Below are 16,790 nucleotides of genomic sequence, written 5' to 3' on the forward strand. Positions count from 1 at the left end.
AAGAAGGCAAAAGCAATGAGTAAGCGATCGCTCACAGCCTCAAAAGATGGAATACAGAAAGCCAAACGCGCCCTTGAGCGAAAAAATTTAACTCAACTTGCCTTAGCGAATGAAGAAGCGATCGCCTCTTGGACACCGATTAACAATTTTTTTAATGGTAAAAACGTCTCTCGTCGCATCTTTCAAGAAATCTGCCATTTTTTAGATTTAGATTGGCAAGAAATTGCCCTTTCAACTTTTGAAGAAGGGGAAGAAGAAACCGACCTAGAAGTTCCAGAAGATTTGCAAGAAATTGAACGCACCTCAAATCGCACCCGTGAAGCTTTAAATCCCTATATTTTACCCCGTATCCGCCGAGATATTCTCTTAGAAAAATGTCTAAAATCCATTAATTTAGGGGTTCAGCAACAAAAGCGCCTGGTCATGCCCATTTTAGGTTCTGCGGGATATGGAAAAAGTACAATTTTAGGCAATATCTATGATGAACTTTACCAAAATTTTAAGCAGTCTCAATCGAGTTGGGTGGCTTTAGTTCGGTGTAATGATTTAATTGAATCCTTAGAAAACTTTAGTTTAGAATTGGGAGAAAAAGTTAGTGGTACTCGAAAACCGATTACAGAGATTGCTCAGAGTTTGAGCGAACATCTAGGGCGAGGCATCTTGCTCATTGATACGTTAGATTTAGTATTAGAAAAGCGATTAGTTCCCATTCTTCGACAATTATTTGCAAAATTATTAGAAATTGGGACAACCGTTGTTTTTACCTGTAGAGAGCAGGATTTTCAAGACTTTTTTGAGCCTTACCATGAAAGTTTTGCTGGGTTTAATCCCCAGGTTGAGCGCCATTACATCCGCGAGTTTAATGATGCAGAAGTTAAACAGGCAGCCATAGCGTTTGTGCAGAGTCGAGAAGATGTTATTTTTGGAGACTTACCCGAAGTTTTTGCTGAAAAGATTATTCGCCTTAGTGCAGATAGTAAATCATTATCTGCTATTACCCATAATCCTCTACTTTTAGCTTTACTGTGCGATTTATTCGCCAATGAAAAAACGATTCCTGAAGATTTAACCATTAGTCAACTTTATGAGGAATACTGGAACTTTAGAATTGCCAAAAGCCGTAAAAATCGAGATGATGCGCCTCGTCTCGGTCAAGCTAAAAAGGTGCTTTGTTTAAATTTATCTCAACAGATGTATGAACAGTCCCAAGAACATTTACGGGACTTTGTATATGAGAGTCAACTACAATTCAGTGATGTAGAATTTATCGCTTACAGCGAACTCAAAAGTGATGGCGTTTTAGTCGAAGTAGGAGGCGGAAGAATTATTTTCTTTCACCAAACTTTTTTAGAATATGCGATCGCCCGTTGGTTTGAATCAACACCAGAAGGAGAACAAGCAAAAACACAACTAAAAGCTCAAATTAACCAAATTCAAATTAATCCCAGTACCTACTATATCTGGCCGATTTTTCGTCAACTTCTCACCTTGGTTCAACTCGCCGAATTTTATCAAATTTATCAGGATCTCAATAAACAGGAGATTCTACCTTTTCGAGCGTTAGCCTTAGCTTGTGTTTCTCGGATTGAATTAGAATCTGCTTCAATTCTATCAGATTTATTAGCGATCGCTCTCAGTAAAAACTACACCTTTCAAGACGCTTTGTTAACCGCAGCAAACTCCGCCCCTCCTCGACACCTTTTCCAAGTTTGGATAGTCATAATTGGATTACTGGAAAACGTAGGAGAAGATTTAATTAATAAAACAGTTGAAATTACCTGTGAGTCTTTATGTCGCTTTCCTCCCCCCATGAGCTTTTATTTTAATCAAGCCCTAATATCTTTACAAGAACGAACTAGAAAATATAATTTAGATGATAAAATAGCTTGTCATATTTATGGTCAATTTCTATCATTATATGATAAGCGATTACAAGCTTTAAATCAAGAAAGTATTGAAACCGAAATACTTTTGTATTTAAAAAATATTTATTTCCAACTGGGTAGCCATGCCCGTGCTAGTGTGATTAATTTTTACTTAAAATCTCAAGCCCCAATAGCCTTACAACAAGAATTATTTTTGCTGATCATTCAACAACCCCCTTCCAACTCATTTCATGAAAAGAAAAATGCAATTAAATTATGTTTTAATCTCTTAAAAAATCAATTAAAAGAAGGAAATTGTCTTCTGGGAAAAAGCTGGTTTGAAGTTTTACACGCTCCTATAGAAAAACGTTGGTGTGAAGTATTAAGTTCTGCGGTTGGAATTGAAGCTTCATCCAATTTTGATTTAATGCGACAACTTTTAAGCAGTACATTGATTGAGACATCCGTTCATTCATCTTCGGAATTTAATCGATGTAATACCATTGCTATTGAAGCAGCAATTGCCCAAGGAGCGAGTAATGCTGTAGCAACAATATTACAAGAAATTTCAATTCCAACCATTCCTAACAATCGCTTATGTACATTAGTTCTTATCTTGAGAAAATTAAGCAATGTGGAGCAAGCTGTTGTCAATCCAATAACGGATGATGTGAAACTAGCACTGGCTAATTGGATCATACCCCATGTTGAACAAAACCCAGTAGAACTTATTCGGAGTCTTGATATTTTAGCTATTAATTGTCCACAAGTTGAGCAACTGTTAAGTCAAACGTTAGAAAAAATACTTCCTCATCTTCCTCAACAACAAGTTATTCAAATTCTAACAAAACTCGATACAGTTCCGCTTCAAATTCAACCATTTTTATATCAAAATTTTAAATTGAAAGAAAGCAGATTGGCGTTAGTTAAACTCTATCTACGTCAGGCTCAAGAAGAATCTCAAGAAACAATTCCTAAACTATTGAGCCTTTGTTTAGATAGTTCTATTGATGTTGCTCGTAGTGCATCTTGGGCAATTTTAAGATTAAGTGAACAAAAAATTCAATTTGACTATAACTCGTGTTTACCGATTTTAGCTCAATCTCGTGTAATTGGAGTTCGTCAAAATATCTTAAAAGCTTTAATTGAACAATTTAATTGGAAAAACAGTGCAGATATAGAATTCGCCCTGCAAGTTTTTCAGATTTTAGCTAATGAACCGGCTCCAGAAGTTGTACAGCAAATGTACATTTTAGCAGACTGCTGTATTTGGAATCATCCTTCAGGCTCTCGTCAAAGTGACTCTAATTTAACAAAAGCAGTGTTGAACTTAACACACCGACTTCTTCAAGAAAATCAGATTCAGACGCTTAATATGGTCACATATAATGCCTTTGTTTCTCTTAATCAAATGATAAAATTTAATGAAGTTCAAGAGATTGAGCGCATTGGAGAGATGACTCGCGCTCTTCTCAGACAAGTCAATGTGAGTAAGAAAATTGATAACTTAATAATTACAGGGTTACTCCATAATATTTTTAAATTTAAAGCCAATTTTTTAGAAGATTTAGTTCGGGAAGACTTACTACAAACTTCACAACAAATTCCTGTTGCTAATCAATGTGCTATTGTTGTTGCGATCGCTAACGCCTACGGCAAAAATTCTCCCTTACTCGATGAGTTATTAGCAAGTGAAAAAACTCCTGAAGAAGTAAAAAGTCGGATTCTCCGAGAACGGGGTGTTTAACTTAGGAAGAAACAGTTTGACCCCAAAAGGTTTGGAGTGGAGGAGCATACTGACTCGTATCAGGAGAACTGGAGGGTTCGCAAAAATATTTAGATTGATTTTGGATTGCTAAAATTCGGTCAGGATCAATTGAATAAAGGGAATGAATAGTTGAAGCTGCTTCTATTAAATCACTAGCATTAATTTTCAGAGTAATCATTGATTCATCTCCAGTTTTTGCTTGTATCTTTTGGCGTTTTTCTAATAAAGCTTTCTGAAAAATTTGGGAAGCCGCACGTTCTACCAGTGCTTCTAATTCACTTCCACTATAATTAACGGTTGCGGTGGTTAAAAGCATTCTCCATTCACTTTCACTTAACGGTTCTTCAGCTTCACCATAGCGAGAATCATACCTCAAAGCGTGTAAACGAATAATTTCTTTTCGCTCAATTGCTTGGGGTAAACCCACATAAAACTTTCGATCAAATCTTCCCGCACGAGTTAATTCAGGAGGTAAAGATTTCAGACGATTGAGCGTTGCAATCACATAAGTTGAGCTTTTTTTCTCTTGTAACCAGGTTAACAATGTACCGAGAACTTGTCGATTTGCCATGTCCTCCCCTGAATGAGTTGAAGCTGCAAATAACTTATCAAATTCATCGAATACCATTACACAAGGTGCTAGTGCTTCCACCCGACCTAAGACTTCTTTTAAAAACTTTAAACCCCCAGCAACAAGAGTTCCTACATCCAACATAACTAACGGAAAATTTAGCCAAGCAGCGCAAGCTTTGGCGGCTCTACTTTTCCCCGTCCCAGGAGGGCCAACAAGTAAACAACCTTTTGGTAATGGGAGATTGCAGTTTCGAGCTTCCTGAGTGTATTTATTTTTGAGCTCAACAAAAGCTTGTTTGAGTAAATCTAAACCTCCAAAATTAGTGACTTCTGGTTTAGGAATAAACTCTAAATTCAAATGGCGCAGTCGATTAATTTTATAACTTAAAAGAAATGCTAACCCATTCTCTCCATTTCCACCGGATTGCTTTAAACCAAGGCGAAGTCCGGTTTTAATTTCTGAGTAGGTTAGCCCTGACCCTGCTAAGATTAAAGCATTAATATCAAGATTTTCTATTGTTAAATTAAACTCCTTCAAGACTTCATTGGCGAGGCACAAAATTTCTTCCGATGTAGGCAAAGGTTTTCGTAATTCTGGAATCAAATTCTTCAAATAGGGAGGAAGTTCTGATTGAGTCGTGGATAATAAAATGAGGTATTGGGGCAAGGATTTCTGTTGCCAATAATAGAAAAGGCTTCTGAGTTGGTCTGCTAGTTTTAAGCTGTGATACCGATAGTTAGCACTTACGCGATCGCCTATTTCTAACTCAGCTTGTTGCGGTGCAGTTAAAAAGTATTGTAAATTTTCAATAACAAATAACCCTGAGCCAGAATAGTGTTGTAAAAAGGGTAGCAGTTCAATTAAACAATCATTTTTAGGCTGAAATTGATCCCAAACCTCAACTGAATTGGGAGAGTGACAGTGAAAAACTTCTTGCCCATAGTTCCATACATATAGGGGTAAGTTTCTTGGGTTTGCCAGTTGTTCGCCAAGCCATTTCAATAGATTAGGTTGTTCGATAACAGGGCATTGAATTGCAACAACTTTAACTGTTTCTAACAAAAATTCTAAATCTTTCCAATCCATATTAATGAGTTTAATTCAGTAAGAAAAGAATTAGGAATCCTATGACTGCCACAACTAGCAAGCGCCAATTTTCTTGCAGTGGCATTCGAGGGCAGACTAATACAGCTAACCCCACCATAGCAAACCCACTGCTGAGGTATCCCACCGAAATCTGGGCAATTCCGATGCAGAGTAAAAGAGCCATGAGTACCCACCCAAGTAGCTTTTGAAGAACTGCTGCCACACTAGCAATGACATCAAATAGGTTCTGTTTTGGTTTATTTTTATTTAACATTTCTCTTGAAAAAGTCGTTTATTCACTCAATTTTATAGTAAAAATTTAAACCCATTAAATAATCTATATCTAAAGATAGAGAAGGTTTATTACTTTTCAAATAATTTAGAAATTTCGGAATTGCATCTATTGAGAGATGAGAGTCAAAGGAAGTAAACGCTATTACTAAAAAAGCAACAGTTAACTTTCTTGAAACCTTCTGTAATTCCCTTGACCTTTCAATTTTTTAACTCCTAACCTTTAAATCTTCAGGAGTTCTATAGACAACCAATGTCAAGCCTTAATTCTACCTCTAATTGGGAGAAATAACAAACTATGAAATCACCCATTGGGTATTATCCGACTTCCCCTAAAACCAAGAAAAAACCGAGCTTGCTGGCTAAAATCCCTATTGATGTCTTAATGTCAATTGCATCAATTTTAGCAACGATAGACTTGCTAATCGATATGAGTTTTACCAGTTTTCTGATATTTGTCTTGAGCATCTTTTGGATAGTTTTTACTCTATGGCATCGGGAAGTTATCCATTTACTGAACAAGTTTTTGGCTTGGCAAAAACGGCATAAAATCAACCTTTTGCCTTTACTTTGTACAGCAGTTGTCACCTTGTGGTGGCTGGATATTACCACTGTTCCGGCTCACGCCCAATTCTTCGTTCAAACAGAAGACTGGTTGCGACAAGCATTTCCCTTTGAGGGTGGGGCGGCAGGAGCAAGTGGAGTCGATATTTACACCATTGTCTTCAATACTTTACGAGCAATTTTCGTCCTTTATTTGGCAATATCCCTAGTGAGAGTGATAGCTGCGGCTCGTAATGATGAAGATTGGCAGTCCTTAGCAAGAACCCCCCTAATTATTCTAGTGACTGTAACGTTGGGAGATATCCTCGCTTCAGTGATTACTGGGGGTGCTACGGGTGGCACAGGTGGCACAGGTGGTTAATGGGGGAGGTGAAGGATGAAAGAACAACTTCCCAAACAATTTCGCCCCGTTAATCCCACTCTAGGTAAAGCTCCCAAATTAGGGCCATTTCCTGGGAATCAAGTATTGCCTTGGGCTGCGATTTGTTTAGTCAGCTATTGGGTTTGTAAAATGCTTCTGGGCTTTTCCTGGTTATGGACTGGAATAATCACAGCATGGGGAATTTCAACTTGGTGGATATTAACCGGACATTACGCTTGGAAATTTCTATCTAAATTTCTTCGCGTACCCTTTTGGGTAAGAGGTTACGGGCGATATCAGCGATTACTCAACAGTTCACTATACCCTCAGTTCAAAACATTTCAACCACAACGGAGAAGGTGAAAACTGTGTTTAAGAAGAAAAGAAAAACGGCACAGCCAAAGTTTAAAGCGTTCAAACCTAAAATTGGTAAGAAATCAATTAGTAATGGAGAAACAAAAGTCCGAGCCACTCCGCTTGAAGATGAATTTCAATTAGCATCAATGGTTCGGATTGAACTCAGGGGAAAACGCATTGGGGCTTATCTGCTGCGAAAAGGCGAAAATGGTTTCATGCTTCAATTTGGTTTTGACTGTCGGGGAATTCACACCCTTTTAAGAGCCGAACAAGTTGACCCAATTTTTGATGCCCTTGAAGCTAGTTTGAAAGACTTACCTAGTGGGGAACGTTTAACCCTGCATTTGGGGTCTTTTACCTGTGATAAAGTTCGACAAAATCAACTTCAAAATTTGTATTATCGCGCGCCTAATCCTGAATTGCAATATTTAATAATGGGTGAGCGAGTGCGGGTACAGCAATTAACAGATTCGGGAGTTCGTAAACCCAAATTCTTACGATTGTATGGAACCTATACGGTTGAACCAGATACGGAAGGAACAACCGATTTAATTGAAAAAGTGTTAGCCAAAATTGAGCGAGGATGGAAGAAGTTTACAGGAGAATTTCAGCAACTTGAATATATTCGGCTATCCAAGCTGATTTATTCATCTTTTCTGGAAGGATATCAGCTTTGGGAACAACTTTTAGCCAACAAAATGGGATTGGATATCCGACCTTTTACTGAAGAAGAATTATGGCTGCATTTGTGGCAACGATTCAACAATTCTTCCCCCATTCCCATCCCGCAGCTATTAGTCCTTGACGAAAATGGACTGCGTGAAGATGTATTTTCTCCTGTTCACCCTGTGACCTTGTTAATGGAGTCGCATAAAAGTGTGCCTGTTGCAGACCGTCGTTGGGTCAATGTTAAAGATAAATACATTGGGGTGCTGACTTTTGCCGATAAACCGGGGGGTTGGGTCAGTAAGGAATCTCAACTGAGATATTTCTGGGATCAGGTCATGCGTCGGGAGGATGTCTACGACACCGAAATCTACTGTCAGATGATGCGGGCTAACGATGCCTTGGTGAAAACCAATATGCAACGCATCACAAAACAGTCCAACGTATCAGCACAATTGGCTAAAGAACACAACTCCGTTGATGTGGCTTCTTTACTCAAAATTGAAGATGCGGTTGCAGCCCAAGCTGAACTTTATCGAGGGGCGATAACCATTCATACCGCCGCCGTATTTTTAGTGTATCGAGACAGCCGTAGCCAACTTGACTCGGCTTGTAGCACTCTTTCCTCCTTGTTTCTCCGTCCAGCTTGGGTATTACGGGAAACGGAATATCCTTGGAAAATTTGGTTGCAAACCTTTCCGATCTGTTGGGACAGATTGTTAACCACTCCGTTTAATCGACGCCTACCTTATTTGAGTAGTGAAGCCCTCGGTTTTATGCCTTTAGTAAAAACTCGTTCTGGAGATGATTATGGCTTTGAATTAATGGCTGAAGAAGGTGGCACACCCGTCTTTCTCAATCTGTTTACTCAGCATAAAAATGTGGGATTATTAGGGACAACCCGGTGTGGAAAATCCCTCTTAGCCGCAGGTCTTTTGACTCACGCTTTAGCGGAAGGAATGCCTGTTGTGGCGATGGATTATCCAAAACCCGATGGCAGTAGTACCTTCACAGATTACACCCATTTTATGGGTTCAGACGGGGCTTATTTTGATATTGGTAAAGAATGTTCTAACCTGTTTGAACTTCCTGATCTGAGTACCCTTGAACCTAAACTTCAACAAGAACGATTTGAGGACTACAAAGAATTTCTAGCTTCTGCATTGATGGCAATGGTATTAGGAACTTCCCGAAATCAAGGCAGTAGTATTAACCCAGCTTTGGCTGATACGATTCGCTCAATTTTAGCACTGGCTCTGGAGGAATTTTTTGGAGATTGGCAAATTCGCGATCGCTATGCTCAAGCGTTCGTTAATGGCTTAGGTTCTCCAGAATGGACTGCAACTCCCACATTGGCAGATTTCTTGAGTTACTGTTCCTCAGAACGGCTACAGCTTGATTTAATCGGAGGTGATATTGAAACCGCACTTCCCTTAATTAAACTACGGTTACGGTTTTGGTTATCATCACGAGTGGGTAAAGCAATTTCTTCTCCATCAACATTCCGTAGCGATGCTAAATTATTAGTTTTTGCACTCCGAAATCTCTCTAATGATGAAGATGCGGCAATTCTTTCCCTATCCGCTTATTCAGCGGCTTTAAGAAGAGCTTTAGCAGCACAAAGCAGTGTCTTTTTCATTGATGAATCCCCGATTTTATTTGAATATAATTCCATTGCAGCTTTAGTGGGGAGACTCTGTGCAAATGGAGCTAAAGCCGGAATTCGAGTGATTTTATCGGCTCAAGATCCTGACACCATCACCAAGTCACCAAGTGGGGCTAAGATTTTTCAAAATTTGACGACTCGCTTAATTGGTCGCATTCAACCGACGGCCGTTGACAGCTTTGTGGAGATTCTTAAATATCCTCCAGAAATTATTAGTCGCAACTGTACCGAGAGCTTCTTTCCCAAAAAAGCGGGGATGTATTCTCAATGGTTGTTGGATGATCACGGAATTTACACAAGCTGTCGCTATTACCCTGCCCTTCAGCTTTTAGGTGTTGTTGCTAATAATCCCGATGAACAAGCAGCACGCACCCAAGTTATGGCAACTCACCCTGACAAATTTAAAGCTCTCACAGATTATGCCAACCAACTGGCTGCCAAACATTAATTCTCTCAATTTAGGAGATTTTTATGCTCAAGTTTCAACCCAAAAAACGACTGATTGTCGCTATTTTAACCAGCAGTTTCTTATGGAATTTGTCTTCCCAATCCGTGCAAGCAGCACCGCTAGATTTTTTGGGAAATAACCCTTTATCGGATTTTTTAGCACAAATTCAACAGTTTATTGATCATGCAGAACAGTACATCGATCAAGTAATCAGTGAAAAAATTCAACCTTTGGAAGATATGATTCAGGCAGATTTACAATCGGTTTTTAAAGAAGCAAAAGGGGCATTAGGGTTGCCCGATCCAATCGCCGCCCGTCAAGAAATTGAAGGCACTTTATCTGAAACCGATATTGCAGTTAATCCCTTAGAAAAAGCAACGAATGAAGCTGATCGCCAAATTACCAGAGCTTCTGCTGCTGCTGTGTTGGGAACGGAAGGACAGCAACAAACCGCAGAAGAACTTGCCATTACCCAGGATTCTGTAGATGCAGTGCAGCAGCAAGCATCCCAAGCGGCTTCTGAAGTGGTGACTCAAAATGTTATGAAGCAAATTGCTCAACAAAATGTTCAAATGTCTTCCCTCTTGGGAAGTCTACGCAAAGATTCCTTACAAACCGCACAACGTCAAGAACTAACTAACCTCAACCTCACGAATATTTCTCGTACTTTAGATGGTCAAAATCAAGTGCGGCAATCTGAAGTTGTGGGGGCGGGAATGGAATCTTACAGAATTTCTGCGGGAGCCATTTTGTTTTAAATCTGTACTCAATTAAATTCGCTACCTATGTTGTCATCTATTCCCTTAATTGCCCAAGCTTTTGCAGATTTTTCAACGGAAGCGAACCGCATTGCTTCTGATAGTGCTGCGGGTTCCCAAGCTGTCATTGAGCAGATTAATGCGCTTTGGGATGACGTACTAGGTGGCGGTTTATATGCAGCTTTAGCTCAAGTTGGATCTGCCTTTGCTGTGGGCACTTTGTTGATTTTTTTGGTGCAATGGTTTAAAGCTTTGGTTGAGCATGAATATCCGGCTGCTTTTTCTGAAATGATTTGGCCGATTTTGATCATCTTTCTACTACATAATAACGGTGCAGTTTTAGCAACAGCTACCCAAGGTTTACGGCAAGTCATTAATTCAGTTAATCAACGGGTTTTAACATCTACTGCTGGCAGTATACAACTTCAAGAAGCTTATCAAGAAGCTCAACTGAGAGGGGGTCAAGCCGATTTAATTGCCGCTTTGTTGTCTCAATGCCAATCGTTAACTGATGCCCAGCAACAAGCTCAATGTTTTGAGGATGCCAACCGAAAAGCACAAGAGATTTTGAGCAATACTCCTCCCTCTCAACAAGGCGGTTTTTTTGATTCTTTCAATCCTGTTACTGCTGCTGTTCAAGGTGTGGCATCAATGTTTCGGCTATCGGTTCGGGGTTGGTTAATTGCTTTTAGTATTGCCTTTCAATGGATGATTGAAATTTCTATGCTCCTAACAGGATTACTAGGCCCCTTAGCGGTGGGTGGATCACTGCTTCCAGTGGGACAAAAAGCAATTTTTGCTTGGCTGACTGCTTTCTTTTCTGTTGGCATGGTAAAGCTTTCATTCAATATTATTGCTGGATTAGTTGCCACCCTGGTTGTTAATGGGAGTGACTCTGACCCCATGATTTTTGCCTTTGCTGTTGGGCTTCTTGCTCCCCTTTTATCCGTGGCGATCGCAGCAGGAGGAGGCATGGCAGTGTTTAACAGTTTAGCAACGGTTTCGACACTCGGCTTAAGCACAGTTTTTAAAGTTTGGCAAGGAAAACTAAAAGGATTTTAAAGTGGCAGTTATCTCCTAATAACTTCAATGAATTGAGGAGCCATCTATCGTGACTTTAATGCCAGAAAACTTTGATTATTCCCATGAAGAATCGGCTGAAGATAAACGGTTACGGTTTTTAGAGCGACAAGCACAACCTTCTAAGAAAGATGTCTTCGCGTTGTTTACTGTTGCTACTTTTGCGTTACTGTTAATCAATCTGTTTGGATTATTTCTGCTCTATGGGAATTACTCGAATTTGGTTCGTAAGAAAACGCCAACTTTAGTGCAATTAGAAACAGGTAAATCGATTACTGTAGCTCCTCTTGGCAGTGATGAACGAACCCCTAAAGTAGTGCAGAAATTTGTGGTTGATACCCTAACCCTCCTGATGAATTGGTCAGGAACTTTACCTGCCACAACAGTAGAAGAAGCAGCTAATCCCAAACCTGATCCTGGAGTAAAAGCGGGTCGAAGTAAAGTTTCTAACTCAGCATGGCAAGCCAGTTTTGCCTTAAGTGAAGATTTCCGCAAAGAGTTCTTAACTACTTTAGCAACGTTGACTCCTACGGGTGTTTTTAATGGCAATACTCAAGTCACCTTAGTGCCTTTAACTGTTCAACCACCACAACAAATTGCTGAGGGGAAGTGGAAAGTTAAATTGGTAGCTAATCTCATTGTCTTTGACCGTCGTGATAACTTAGGCAGCGTTATTCCGTTTAATAAAGAAGTGTTTGTCCAAGCTGTTGAAGCTCCTAATCCCCCCACTGAAACCACAGGAATTACTACTGTTATCTATGCTGTGCGAGCTAGTGGATTAGAAATTACAGCAATTCGAGATCTTGAACAGGAGGATTTGTAATCATGTCTAACTTTAAAACCACTGAATTTTCTCAGGGAAATTCTACAAATTCTAGCCAAAAAACGGCTCCAGATAGCCCATCTATTGACGATAATATTCCGTTTACACAGTGGAATGAAGCGAGAATGGCTGAACTTTTAGGATTACGGAACTCAACTGCAAATGATTCGGCAAATCTCTCTGGGGAAAATCAGGTTTTAGAAGCTGAAGAAGGTAATGTAATTTCTCAATCCGAACTCTTTCAATCAGAAGTTGAATCTGATCCGCTTCGAGCTAAAACTGAACCTAGTTTTTCAAGTCATCCCCTCGCCAAATTTGGTTTAGTTGGGTTAGGGACATTTGCAATTTTCTTTGTTGGAGGACTGTTTTTACATAACATTATGAGTACCAATCTTACTCCTTTGTCCCAAGCCAAGCAATCACCGGAACCTCCTCATCCCCTGACAAAACCTGATGAAGAAGCAACAGAAACAGCCAAACTTAAAACTGAGTTAGCTTTATCGGCTCAAGCTGAACAATTAGCGGCTTTAAATCGTTCAAAAAGTCCGAAAAATCAAAAATTAGAGCCACCTAAATCCCCGTCTAAACAGGCAACTCAATCGGTGCCAATCTCACCGCCAACATCAAGCCATCGCCCTGTATCAACTTTATCGCCTCGTCCTACATCTCCTGAAACTCGGTACATCACTCGTCCTATTCCTGTTCCAGCCCCAAGTCCTTCAGCACCATCACCAGTGTCTCCAACTCCTCAACGGGAAACTCCCCAATTGGAAGAAGCAAATATCGCTCCACCGATTGATCCGATGGAGCAATGGATGGCTTTAAAACAATTGGGAAGTTATGGGGAAATTGCACCTGAGCAAACTGAAATTGCACAGGTAGCAAGGGATGAAAATCAACCGCTTATTACAACGGGTTCTAACTCGGAGCAATGGGGAATGATCCCATCTCAATATTCCCATTTATCAACGGTACCTAAAGCAGTTCCAGTTAAGCGGGAAAGTTCTGATTATCTGACAATAGAAAAGGGAAAAAATTCTATTTCTAAACCAGAAATTCAGGAGGATTTTTTACAGGAAGAACAAAACATTATTGCTGGGGTGTCTATTATAGAATCGAGAAATTTTCAAGTTGGACAGCAAGCCGAAGGAACTCTGATTACCCCAGTAATTTCTATGACAAATTCGAGGAATAACTCGGCAAATCGCTCTCAAAAATCTAATCCGTCATCTCTTTCTAATTCCGATGCAGAACGCTTTCTTGTTCGTCTCAATCAATCTTTAGTCGATGCTTCTGGAGTCATGTTACTACCACCTGAAACTTTAGTCGTTTTTGAAGTGAACTCTGTTCATCAAAGTGGGATGGTGGACTGCAATGCTGTTGCTCTGATTCTTGATGGTAATGAGTATCTTTTGCCTGCTGATGCCATTAGTATTCGAGGCATCGAAGGCAATCCTTTAATGGCTCAAAAGTATGACAGCCAAGGTTCAGAAATTGCTAAAAGGGATGCAAGTACAGTTCTACTGGGTTCTTTAGCCAATGTGGGAAGGGTTTTAAACCAACCCCGTCGTCAAGAAATTAATAATTTGAATTCCATTTTAGGTTCTCAACAGTCTACTCGGATTGAACAAGGTGATCCTAATCTTTTAGGTGCAGTTTTAGAAGGAGGATTAACACCCCTATTACAACAAATTCAACAGCGAAATCGACAAGCGATCGCAGAAATTCAATCTCGTCCGCCACTTTGGTATATCAAACCGAATCAGAAAGTCAGTATTTTTATCAATCGTTCTTTTGATCTTTAATGAGGCTCAAAAATGAATAGAATTTTGCAACATTTTTTAGGGAGTATAGTGGTAGGTGGAATTAGCTTTTTTTCTCTTATTACACCTGCTTATTCAGCAGTACAACGTATCTCTTGGGAAACAGCCACAGGAAATTCAGGGACACCCGTTACTTTAGAAATTACACCAGGCTATGGTTTAAATATTAGTTTTATTCCTCTGGGTGAAACCATTGAAAAAGTGTGGTTAGATGACCCCTCTTGGCTGACCGTTGATGCTGATGGTTGCTTACAAGGACTGAGCAGAAATTGTAATACGACAGGGGCAACTGTTCTGCACTTACGACGCATTCAAGAGCTTGATTTTCCTGGGTTAGCACAATCTCCTAATCAATCTACACTCTTAACAGTTATCACTCGGAATTCTGAATCTCGGCGGGTTTATGTCTTCCGAATTCAATTAGCTTCAACTTCAGAAACTACCCCCCAATATCACACCTTAGAAGTCGTTAATACTCGCTCCTCTCCGCCTTCTTCGATTCCCTCTGCTAGTGCAACAGCTTCTGAACAACAATTTAGCTTCCGTTTCAATGAAAGTGGACAAGTTGACTCCACAATCCTTGAACGTATTGAGCGGGGTGTACAGGTATCTCTAAAACATCAATGGATGCAGCGTAACTCTCCTATCGCGGACAGAATTGCCTATTTTATTAAGCAAGTTAAACGGGGAATTTCTTTGAAACAAGCCCAAGTTAATGCTCAAATTTCTGTTGCTTTAATTAACCGCTTATATGAGTTAGGAAGTTCTGTTGATTCAACAGTGTCTACTGAGGAGGTGAGATTGTTTTGAGATTGTTTAAACGACTTAAACGATTACTTCGGGCAGGATTGTTAGGATTTATTTTGTTTTCCAATTGGAATCCAACTTCACTTCTAGCAATCCCCTCTAATCCCTCAACTGATCACTTCGTTCCGATGGTTCCTTGGCAAAATGTTTCTTTACCTAATTGGAATCAGATCAGTTTTTCTAGTCTTCCTGCTATTATGTCAAGTGGTTCTTTTCAAGCTCCAACTGAAATAACGTCTCAACTGAATTATGATCCCTCTCAGAGTTGGAATGCAGGACAAACCCCGGATCAATTTTTGAAATTGGGTAACTTCCAAACTTCTTTTCAATTACAGAATTTTGATTTGAGAACCATAGCTCAATTTGTAGGTTTAGATTTAAGTTCAATCCAACTCAGCCAAATTGAACTGTTGAATTTTCAAACCTTAGAAAGTTTAGTAAAAGCTATAGTAGGTTTAGAGGAAATGCCTATTCAAGCCATCCCATTACTGCGGGATTTATTAAGCTCTCAACTGACAACAGATTTTGACCTTAATCAAACGTTAGGTGATCTGTTAAAGCAAGCGCCTTTGATTGGAAAAATAGATTTTTCGGCTTTAGATTTGAACTCCTATCGACTTGATGCAATTCCTGGTTTAGATACAACCCCATTGGGAGCCTTTCAAAATTGGCAAGCTGTCAGTCTTGATGGAATCCCTGGACTCAAAGATGTCCCTTTTTCTGAGTTCCCAAATCCGATTAGTGCTGTGGGTACAGCCGTGGGAACTGTAGACATTGCTTTTGGTACTGCTGAACAACAGCGTGATCGCACAATTAGCGGTTCAGATGTGGAAGGTTTTAGCGTCTCTTGTGAGACGGGATGCGCCCACATCGAATTGGCAGGCAACCCAACCGTATTGGGTAAGCAGTGGATTTCTGGCAAATCCCAACAAGTTCGCGGTGGACATGGGGCATTAGCAGCCATTAATGGAGGGATGGAACCCACAGGACGTCATCCGTTTGGGAATGGATTCAAAGTTGTAGTTTGGGATATCTCCGAGCCAGAAGGCACAGCAACTTTAGCACTATTCTTTCGGGTTTGCGTTGATGTGTTGGGTTGCACACCTTACTTTATTGGCCCTGTACCCTTTATGCAGGTTAAAGAAATGCAGCCTATCTTTTTAGGTTTGATAGAGCCTGGAGTTAGTGCTAGTCTTTCAACCCCAACAAATGCCCTCAATCGGGGCAATCAATCAACTTTCAACACCGAATCTAGCAGAACCGACAGTGGTAGCAATCCTTTATCCTATTTGTTGCCTCAGACTCCAAGGGATTGCTCTAAGACTGATGCTGGGGTTGTGCTAGATGCCTTATCCAACGCGATTTCAGAAATTGAAGGTAATTATACATCCGTGGGAGCTTATGTCTGTGACGCGGCAGGCTCTTGCGGTCGGGGGTTAGGTTCTAAGCAATTTATGTCCTATCGCTCGGATGTCAGAACCTTGATTGCGGCTCAACCTGGTGGCAAACAATTCCTCTCCAAATTGGATCAGGGTGCTTCTGTCAATGATGATGAAATGCTGTTGTATTTTTCTCCGACTCAACAAGAGGCGTTGTTTAAAAAGGATGCCGACGCTTTGATTAATCGGGCTGCTCAGGAAATTGATCCAACAACCGGGCAACCGTTTCAGGGAAATCGGTTAATTGAGCGGGTGGCTCAAATGCACTTCGGCGGGCCTGCTATTCCGATTGATGATAGTGCCAGCGATCTCTTTAACCGTTTAACGGTCAAAAGTTATGGCTCAAAAACGGCTGCTAATTATCAACAAACACTAGAAATGATGGGCTGTTCTCTATAAAGAATAAGGAACAAA

12 protein-coding genes are annotated in these 16,790 nt (G+C 40.2%); 10 read left to right on the forward strand and 2 right to left on the reverse strand.

What is annotated here, in order from left to right; all coding sequences use genetic code 11:
* Positions 1-15 precede the first annotated feature (15 nt).
* A complete protein-coding gene (locus PL9214_RS27570) occupies positions 16-3,612 on the forward strand; it encodes an NACHT domain-containing protein (RefSeq protein WP_072722509.1) in 3,597 nt (1,198 codons plus the stop codon).
* Position 3,613: 1 nt separating this feature from the next.
* Here PL9214_RS27570 and PL9214_RS27575 read toward each other — a convergent pair whose 3' ends face one another.
* Both PL9214_RS27575 and PL9214_RS31655 read right to left on the reverse strand, forming a co-directional pair.
* Positions 3,614-5,293: an AAA family ATPase gene (locus PL9214_RS27575; RefSeq protein ID WP_072722510.1), complete on the reverse strand. Its 1,680-nt coding sequence runs from the start codon at positions 5,291-5,293 to the stop codon at positions 3,614-3,616.
* 10 nt (positions 5,294-5,303) lie between these two features.
* A complete protein-coding gene (locus PL9214_RS31655; RefSeq protein ID WP_186440481.1) occupies positions 5,304-5,477 on the reverse strand; it encodes a hypothetical protein in 174 nt (57 codons plus the stop codon).
* Between the two features lie 405 nt (positions 5,478-5,882).
* On the opposite strand from PL9214_RS31655, the gene PL9214_RS27585 reads away from it, so the two are divergent.
* The 9 genes from PL9214_RS27585 to PL9214_RS27625 are packed head-to-tail and all read left to right on the forward strand — an operon-like array spanning position 5,883 to position 16,775.
* Complete coding sequence (locus tag PL9214_RS27585; protein ID WP_072722512.1) at positions 5,883-6,509, forward strand: hypothetical protein; 627 nt, start codon at positions 5,883-5,885, stop codon at positions 6,507-6,509.
* A 15-nt stretch (positions 6,510-6,524) separates the two neighbouring features.
* Positions 6,525-6,872 carry a hypothetical protein gene (locus PL9214_RS27590; protein WP_072722513.1) on the forward strand — a complete coding sequence of 116 codons (348 nt, stop codon included), beginning with the start codon at positions 6,525-6,527 and terminating at the stop codon, positions 6,870-6,872.
* A 5-nt stretch (positions 6,873-6,877) separates the two neighbouring features.
* Positions 6,878-9,646 (forward strand): putative type IV secretion/conjugal transfer ATPase, encoded by a 2,769-nt coding sequence (locus tag PL9214_RS27595; RefSeq protein ID WP_072722629.1) that lies wholly within the window; start codon positions 6,878-6,880, stop codon positions 9,644-9,646.
* A gap of 23 nt (positions 9,647-9,669) precedes the next feature.
* Positions 9,670-10,404, forward strand: a complete 735-nt coding sequence (locus PL9214_RS27600) for a hypothetical protein (protein ID WP_072722514.1) — start codon at positions 9,670-9,672, stop codon at positions 10,402-10,404.
* Between the two features lie 27 nt (positions 10,405-10,431).
* Positions 10,432-11,466 (forward strand): hypothetical protein, encoded by a 1,035-nt coding sequence (locus PL9214_RS27605; protein ID WP_072722515.1) that lies wholly within the window; start codon positions 10,432-10,434, stop codon positions 11,464-11,466.
* Between the two features lie 49 nt (positions 11,467-11,515).
* Positions 11,516-12,307 carry a hypothetical protein gene (locus tag PL9214_RS27610; RefSeq protein WP_367400253.1) on the forward strand — a complete coding sequence of 264 codons (792 nt, stop codon included), beginning with the start codon at positions 11,516-11,518 and terminating at the stop codon, positions 12,305-12,307.
* A 2-nt stretch (positions 12,308-12,309) separates the two neighbouring features.
* Positions 12,310-14,112, forward strand: coding sequence for a TrbI/VirB10 family protein (locus PL9214_RS27615; RefSeq protein WP_072722517.1), 1,803 nt, complete (start codon positions 12,310-12,312; stop codon positions 14,110-14,112).
* 12 nt (positions 14,113-14,124) lie between these two features.
* Positions 14,125-14,940 (forward strand): hypothetical protein, encoded by an 816-nt coding sequence (locus tag PL9214_RS27620; protein WP_072722518.1) that lies wholly within the window; start codon positions 14,125-14,127, stop codon positions 14,938-14,940.
* On the forward strand, positions 14,937-16,775 hold the full coding sequence (locus PL9214_RS27625) for a hypothetical protein (RefSeq protein WP_139295184.1): 1,839 nt from the start codon (positions 14,937-14,939) through the stop codon (positions 16,773-16,775). The genes PL9214_RS27620 and PL9214_RS27625 overlap by 4 nt, the downstream gene beginning before the upstream one ends.
* Positions 16,776-16,790: the final 15 nt, after the last annotated feature.

Origin of the sequence: Planktothrix tepida PCC 9214, from assembly GCF_900009145.1 — a bacterium.
Classification (GTDB): domain Bacteria; phylum Cyanobacteriota; class Cyanobacteriia; order Cyanobacteriales; family Microcoleaceae; genus Planktothrix; species Planktothrix tepida.